This is a genomic window from Methylobacterium sp. B1, assembly GCF_000333255.1.
Lineage (GTDB): Bacteria > Pseudomonadota > Alphaproteobacteria > Rhizobiales > Beijerinckiaceae > Methylobacterium > Methylobacterium fujisawaense.
Window position 1 is genome coordinate 1 of the sequence record NZ_BACT01000624.1, and the last position, 6,127, is coordinate 6,127.

Genomic DNA, 6,127 nt, shown 5'->3' on the forward strand with positions numbered 1-6,127 from the left:
CGCCCTGGGCGGACCGGTGCCCCTCGCGGCCTTCGTCGAGCCCCGGATCGAGCCGGAAATCGTGTTCGGTCTGGCACGCGCGCCGGAACCCGGCATGGATGCCGAGGCGCTGATCGCCTGCCTCGACTGGGCCGCGAGCGGCTTCGAGATCGTGCAGTCGCTCTATCCGGGCTGGCGCTTCGCGGCGCCCGACACCGTGGCGGCCTTCGGGCTGCACGGGTTGCTGGTGGTGGGCGAGCGGGTGCCGGTTCCGGCGGCCGCGCGGCGCGCCTGGATCGGCGACCTCGCGGGCTTCACCGTCGACCTGCTGCGGGACGGCGCCGTCGCCGACCGGGGCGGCGGCCGCAGCGTCCTCGGGACGGGACCGCTCGCCGCCCTCGCGCACTTGGTCGATGCGCTGGCTAACGATCCGGTCGCCCCGCCGCTCGCAGCCGGCACGGTCGTCACAACCGGCACGCTGACAGACGCGCTTCCGGTCGCCTCCGGCCAGCACTGGAGCACGCGGCTCGACGGGCTGCGGCTTCCCGGCATCGACCTTGCCCTGATCTGAAAGACCCGGCACGGGTTATCGTGCCAGGATCGTGTCGTTTCCCGGGCCGGCTCCGGGACTCTGGCATTGGTGATGGTTAGCCGACATGCCAAATGCTGAGCCATGCCTGGACGCCTGCGGCGACGCCACACGACCTTCCTCGTCTCCGTCACCGTGCAGGGCTCCAGCCCGGCATCCGGCGCCACGGTCTACGCGGTGATGAAGCCCAGCGCCGCGGAGGCGCTGGAGGCCGTCCGCCCTCTGGTCGACCCGTCGGCCACCCTCGCCGTCGTGGGCAGCCTGTCCACCCGGATCGCCAAGGCCCTCAAGCTGAAGCGCGACGAGCCGCGGGTGGTCTGAGCCGCCCGGTTCCGGCTCAATCCACCGCGAGCCGGTAGCCGACGCCCCGCACGGTCTGCAGGAAGACCGGATTGGCGGGGTCGACCTCGGTCTTGCGGCGCAGGCGGTTGATCTGCACGTCGACGGTGCGCTCCGCCGCGGCCCCGCCGGGGCCGGCGAGCTGCTCGCGCTCGACATTGGCGCCGCCCGCCATCGCCAGGATCGTCAGGATCTCGCGCTCGCGCTCGGTGATGCGGATCAGCTCGTCGTCCCGGCGCAGCTCGCCCCGGTCGACCCGGAACGCGAACGGCCCGAAGGTCACCGCCTCGGCGGCCGCCGCGCGGGGCCGCGCGCTGCGCTTGATGATGTTGTTGAGCCGCAGCGTCAGCTCCCGCGGCTCGAAGGGCTTGGGCAGGTAATCGTCCGCGCCGATCTCCAGCCCCATCACCCGGTCGTTCGGGTTGGAGCGGGCGGTGAGCATCAGGATCGGCACCCGCGACGTCTCGCGCACGCTGCGGGCGTAGTCGAAGCCGTTCTCGCCGGGCATCATCACGTCGAGGACCATGGCGTCGAACACGACGCTCTGGGCCCGGGCCCGCGCCTCCGCGGCGCTCGCCGCGGCGGTGACCCGGAAGCCCTGGTCGGTGAGGTAACGGGCGAGCAATTCGCGCAGCCGGCGGTCGTCGTCGACCACGAGGACGTGGGGCGCCTCGTCGGGCAGGTCGGCCCGGGCGGCATTGCTCACGCGCACTCCTCCCCGGCGACGCGCCCGTCGCTCCCGCCCCCGCGCCGCGCCATCAGGCGCTGGACCGCCGGGCGGTCCTCCGGCTCGATCATCGCCATCAGGAAATCCTCCGGGGAGCCCCGGGCATCCGGCGCCGCGAGCGCCCGGGCGAGGCGGCGGGCCTGGACCCGCGTGAGGTCGGCCGCGAGCCGGGCGCCGGCCTCGGTGCAGTAGAGGAGGCGCTGGCGCCGGTCGCTGGAACCCGGCTTCTGCGCGACGTAGCCCTGCCCGATCAGGTCCTTGAGCACCCGGTTGAGGCTCTGCTTGGTGATGCGCAGGATGTCGAGGAGTTCGGCGATGGTCAGGCCGGGATAGCGGTCGACGAAGTGCAGCACCCGGTGGTGGGCCCGGCCGAAGCCGTAGGCGGCCAGGATCCGGTCGGGATCGCCCACGAAATCCCGGTAGGCGAAGAACAGAAGCTCGATCAGGTCGTCGCTGCCGAGGGCGGCCGGCGCGGCACCCGGGACGGGTTTCGCCGCGAAGATCGCCTCGCGCGGGGCTGTCCGTGTCACGGCGCGGCCGCTCCCAACGGGTGATAGGTCAGTCCCCATGACGTTTCTCAAGGCGGCCCGGGCCCGTCAACCCTGACCGGGCCGGCCGGGGCGCCGGCCGGCGGCGATCCTCAAGCGGGATTGCCGCCGGTCCGGCCCCTCCGCTACGCAGGATCCTCGATCGACGGGAGCGGACGGACATGGCCGAGGCAGCTGAACCGGGACCGGGACGCCTCTGGATCCGCGATCCGCGCGCCATCCTGGCCGAGGGCGCCGGGGGCGGGATCGTCGTGGCGGGCACCCGGATCGTCGAATGCGTGGCGGCGGGCGCGAAACCCGCCGCGCCCGTGGACGAGACCTTCGACGCCTCGCGCCACGTGGTCATCCCGGGGCTGATCAACACCCATCACCACGCCTTCCAGACGCTGACCCGCGCCCACCCGCTGGCGATCAACAAGCCGCTCTTTCCCTGGCTGAAGGCGCTCTACACGGTCTGGGGGCGGATCACCCCGGAGGCGTTCCGGCTCGCCACGCAGGTGGCCTTCACCGAGCTGCTGCTCTCGGGCTGCACCACGGCGGGCGACCATCACTACCTGTTCCCGAAGGGGCTGGAGGATTCGATGGACGTCCAGGTCGCGGAGGCCCGGGCCCTCGGGATCCGGGCCGCGATCACCCGCGGCTCCATGAGCCTGTCCGACCGGGAGGGCGGGCTGCCGCCCGAGAGCCTGACCCAGGACGACGACACGATTCTTTCGGATTGCGAGCGGGTGCTGAACCTGTTCCACGACCCCGCCCCCGGCGCGATGGTGCAGGTCGCGCTCGCCCCCTGCTCGCCCTTCGCGGTGACCCGGCGCCTGATGCGCGAGAGCGCGGCGCTCGCCGCCCGGCACGGGAGCCGGCTGCACACCCATCTCGGCGAGACGCTGGACGAGGACGCCTATTGCCAGCAGATGTTCGGTTGCCGGCCGGTGGAGTACCTCGAGGAGGTCGGCTGGCTGAACGATCGGGTCTGGCTCGCCCACGGCATCCACTTCACCGATGCCGAGGTCGCCCGGCTCGGCAAGGCCGGGGTCGGCGTCTGCCACTGCCCGACCTCGAACATGACCCTGGCCTCGGGCCGCTGCCGCACCTGCGAGCTGGAGGCGGCGGGCTCGCCGGTGGGCCTCGGTGTCGACGGCTCGGCCTCGAACGACAGCTCGAACCTGATGGAAGGCGTGCGCCACGCCCTGATGATCAACCGGCTCACCTACGGGGCGGAGGCCGTGACGCATCTCGACGCCCTGCGCTGGGCCACCGAAGGCTCGGCCGCCTGCCTCGGCCGCACCGATATCGGCCGGATCGAGCCGGGCCGGGAGGCGGACCTCGCCCTGTTCACCCTGGACGAGCTGCGCTTCTCCGGCGCCCACGACCCGCTGGCGGCTCTGGTCCTGTGCGGCGCCACCCGGGCCGACCGGGTGATGGTGGCGGGCCGCTGGCGGGTGATCGACGGCCAGCCGCTCGGTGTCGATACCGGGATGCTGCGCGAGGCGCATTCCCGGCTGGCGGTGGACCTGTTCGGAGCGGTGTAGAGGGCGAGCCCTGACCCGCCCCGCGCGTGATCCTCAGAACAGCCCGTCGATCTGCCCGTTGGCGTCCAGCCGGATCGTGTCGGCGGCGGGCACCCGGGGCAGGCCCGGCATGGTCATGATCTCCCCGCAGATCGCCACCACGAAGCCGGCGCCGGCCGAGAGCCGGACGTCGCGCACGCCCACGATGTGGCCCTCGGGGGCGCCCATCAGGGTCGGGTCGGTGGAGAACGAGTACTGGGTCTTGGCCATGCAGATCGGCAGGTGGCCGTAGCCGTCCTTCTCGAAGGTGGCGAGCTTGGCCTGAGCCTTCGTCTCGATCTGGATGTCGGCGGCCCCGTACAGCTTGGTGGCGATCGCCCGGATCTTGTCGGAGAGGCGGCTCTCCGTCTCGTAGGCGTGGCGGATCGGCGCCGGCTCGGCCTCGGAGAGCTTCACCACCGCGCGGGCCAGCTCCTCGGCCCCGGCCCCGCCCTCCGCCCAGTGGCGGCAGGTGATCGCCTCGACGTCGAGCCGCTCGCGGCACAGTTCCTTGAGCTTGGCGTGCTCGGCATCGGTGTCGGCGTGGAAGTGGTTGACGCCGACCACCACCGGCAGGCCGAAGCCGCGCAGGTTGGTCACGTGCCGGGCGAGGTTGGCGAAGCCCTTCTCCAGGGCGTCGATGTTCTCGGCCCCGAGGTTCTTCTTGTCGACGCCGCCATGCATCTTGAGGGCGCGGATGGTCGCCACCACCACCACGGCCGAGGGGGTCAGCCCCGCCTGCCGGCACTTGATGTCGAGGAACTTCTCGGCGCCGAGATCGGCGCCGAACCCGGCCTCCGTCACCGTGTAGTCGGCGAGCCGCAGGCCGGCCCGTGTGGCGATCACCGAGTTGCAGCCATGGGCGATGTTGGCGAAGGGGCCGCCATGGATCAGCGCCGGGTTGCCCTCGAGCGTCTGCACGAGGTTGGGCTGCAGGGCGTCCTTGAGCAGCACCGTCATGGCGCCGGTGGCCTTCACGTCCTTGAGGGTGACGAGCTTGCGGTCGCGGGTCTCGGCGATCACGATCCGGCCGAGGCGCTCCTCCAGGTCGGCGAGGTCCTTGGCGAGGCAGAACACCGCCATCACCTCGGAGGCCACCGTGATGTCGAACCCGTCCTCCCGGGGGAAGCCGTTGGCGACGCCGCCGAGCGACTGGGTGATCTGGCGCAAAGCCCGGTCGTTCATGTCGACGACGCGGCGCCAGTGGATGCGGCGCACGTCGATGTTGAGCTCGTTCGCCCAGTAGACGTGGTTGTCGATCAGCGCGGCCGCGAGGCTGTGGGCCGACGTGATGGCGTGGAAGTCGCCGGTGAAGTGCAGGTTGATCTGCTCCATCGGCACGACCTGGGCCTTGCCGCCGCCGGCGGCGCCGCCCTTCATGCCGAAGCACGGCCCGAGCGACGGCTCGCGCAGGCAGATCATGGTCTTCTCGCCGATGCGGTTCAGGGCGTCGCCCAGGCCCACCGTGGTGGTGGTCTTGCCCTCGCCCGCGGGCGTCGGGGAGATCGCCGTGACCAGCACGAGCTTGCCGGGCTTCCGGCTCTCCAGCCCGGCGATGTAGCCGTGGTCGATCTTGGCGATGTGCTTGCCGTAATTGTGGAGCGCGTCATCCGGGATGCCGAGCTTCTCGGCGACCTGCGCGATCGGCTTCAGGGTCGCGGCGCGGGCGATCTCGATATCTGACGGCATGGGCCTTCCTCCCTGACTCGCGGGCGCGATGCCCGCCCGCCGGCTCTTGCCGTGCGAATCTCCTGCCGTGCGGGCTGCGGCTTGGCCGCCCGCGAACGGCTGCGCACTGTGCGTCAAAGCCCGGGAAAATGCGCGTCGATTTTTATGATATGGCGGACAAAATACTCTTGTCGCCCCCGACGTCCCCAGCTCCGACGCACGGAGCGGGTCCGGACCAGCGAGACGCCCGGTCGAGGCCTGCCATCGGCGCCTCGGCCGTCAGAACCTGACCAGCTCGACGCGCCGGTTCTTGGCCCGTCCCTCCGCGCTGTCGTTGGCGGCGACCGGGCTGGACGCCCCGAAGCCCCTGGCCTTCAGCCGATCCCTCGCGACACCGGCGGCGACGAGCTTCGCCATGACCGCCTTGGCACGGCCGTCGGACAAGGCCTGGTTGTGCGCGGCGGCTCCGGTCTCGTCGGTATGGCCGTTGATCGCGAGCCGCAGGCCGGGATTCGTCCGCAGCAGGCCCGCCACCGCGTCGATCTGCGGGGCGGAGGCCGGCAGGATCTCGGTCCTGTCGGTGGCGAAGTTGACCTGGATCACCGCCTTTCCCGTCGTGTCGAGGTCCTGCTTCAGCTGCTCGGCGGGCAGGAGGGCGGCGGTCTGGAGAAACGGCTTGGTCTCCAGGATGGTCCAGGCCGCGTTGTTGCTGCCGGGCACGAAATGGACC

The 6,127-nt window shown here is 71.6% G+C and carries 7 protein-coding genes; 3 read left to right on the forward strand and 4 right to left on the reverse strand.

The features are described 5' to 3' along the window. Together I53_RS18525 and I53_RS18530 are read left to right on the forward strand one after the other, a co-directional pair. A partial coding sequence (locus I53_RS18525; RefSeq protein ID WP_043353325.1) for a hydratase occupies nucleotides 1-550 on the forward strand: 550 nt, incomplete at its 5' end. 102 nt (nucleotides 551-652) lie between these two features. Further along, nucleotides 653-889, forward strand: a complete 237-nt coding sequence (locus I53_RS18530; RefSeq protein ID WP_043353327.1) for a hypothetical protein — start codon at nucleotides 653-655, stop codon at nucleotides 887-889. 16 nt (nucleotides 890-905) lie between these two features. On the opposite strand, the gene I53_RS18535 is transcribed toward I53_RS18530, so the two are convergent. Next, a complete protein-coding gene (locus I53_RS18535; protein WP_043353334.1) occupies nucleotides 906-1,613 on the reverse strand; it encodes a response regulator in 708 nt (235 codons plus the stop codon). Next, nucleotides 1,610-2,164, reverse strand: coding sequence for a MarR family winged helix-turn-helix transcriptional regulator (locus tag I53_RS18540; protein WP_043353328.1), 555 nt, complete (start codon nucleotides 2,162-2,164; stop codon nucleotides 1,610-1,612). The genes I53_RS18535 and I53_RS18540 overlap by 4 nt, the downstream gene beginning before the upstream one ends. A gap of 179 nt (nucleotides 2,165-2,343) precedes the next feature. Between I53_RS18540 and I53_RS18545 the strand changes: the two genes are divergently transcribed. Beyond that, a complete protein-coding gene (locus I53_RS18545) occupies nucleotides 2,344-3,711 on the forward strand; it encodes an 8-oxoguanine deaminase (protein WP_043353330.1) in 1,368 nt (455 codons plus the stop codon). 33 nt (nucleotides 3,712-3,744) lie between these two features. On the opposite strand, the gene I53_RS18550 is transcribed toward I53_RS18545, so the two are convergent. Beyond that, a complete protein-coding gene (locus I53_RS18550) occupies nucleotides 3,745-5,418 on the reverse strand; it encodes a formate--tetrahydrofolate ligase (protein ID WP_043353331.1) in 1,674 nt (557 codons plus the stop codon). A 258-nt stretch (nucleotides 5,419-5,676) separates the two neighbouring features. After that, on the reverse strand, nucleotides 5,677-6,127 hold a 451-nt coding region (locus tag I53_RS18555; protein ID WP_043353332.1), incomplete at its 5' end, for an OmpA family protein.

Bases quoted from the DNA above. Each gene is read 5' to 3' on its own strand.
- I53_RS18530 (WP_043353327.1), top strand. From the start codon at position 653: ATGCCTGGACGCCTGCGGCGACGCCACACGACCTTCCTCGTCTCCGTC.
- I53_RS18545 (WP_043353330.1), top strand. From the start codon at position 2,344: ATGGCCGAGGCAGCTGAACCGGGACCGGGACGCCTCTGGATCCGCGAT.
- I53_RS18550 (WP_043353331.1), bottom strand. From the start codon at position 5,418: ATGCCGTCAGATATCGAGATCGCCCGCGCCGCGACCCTGAAGCCGATC.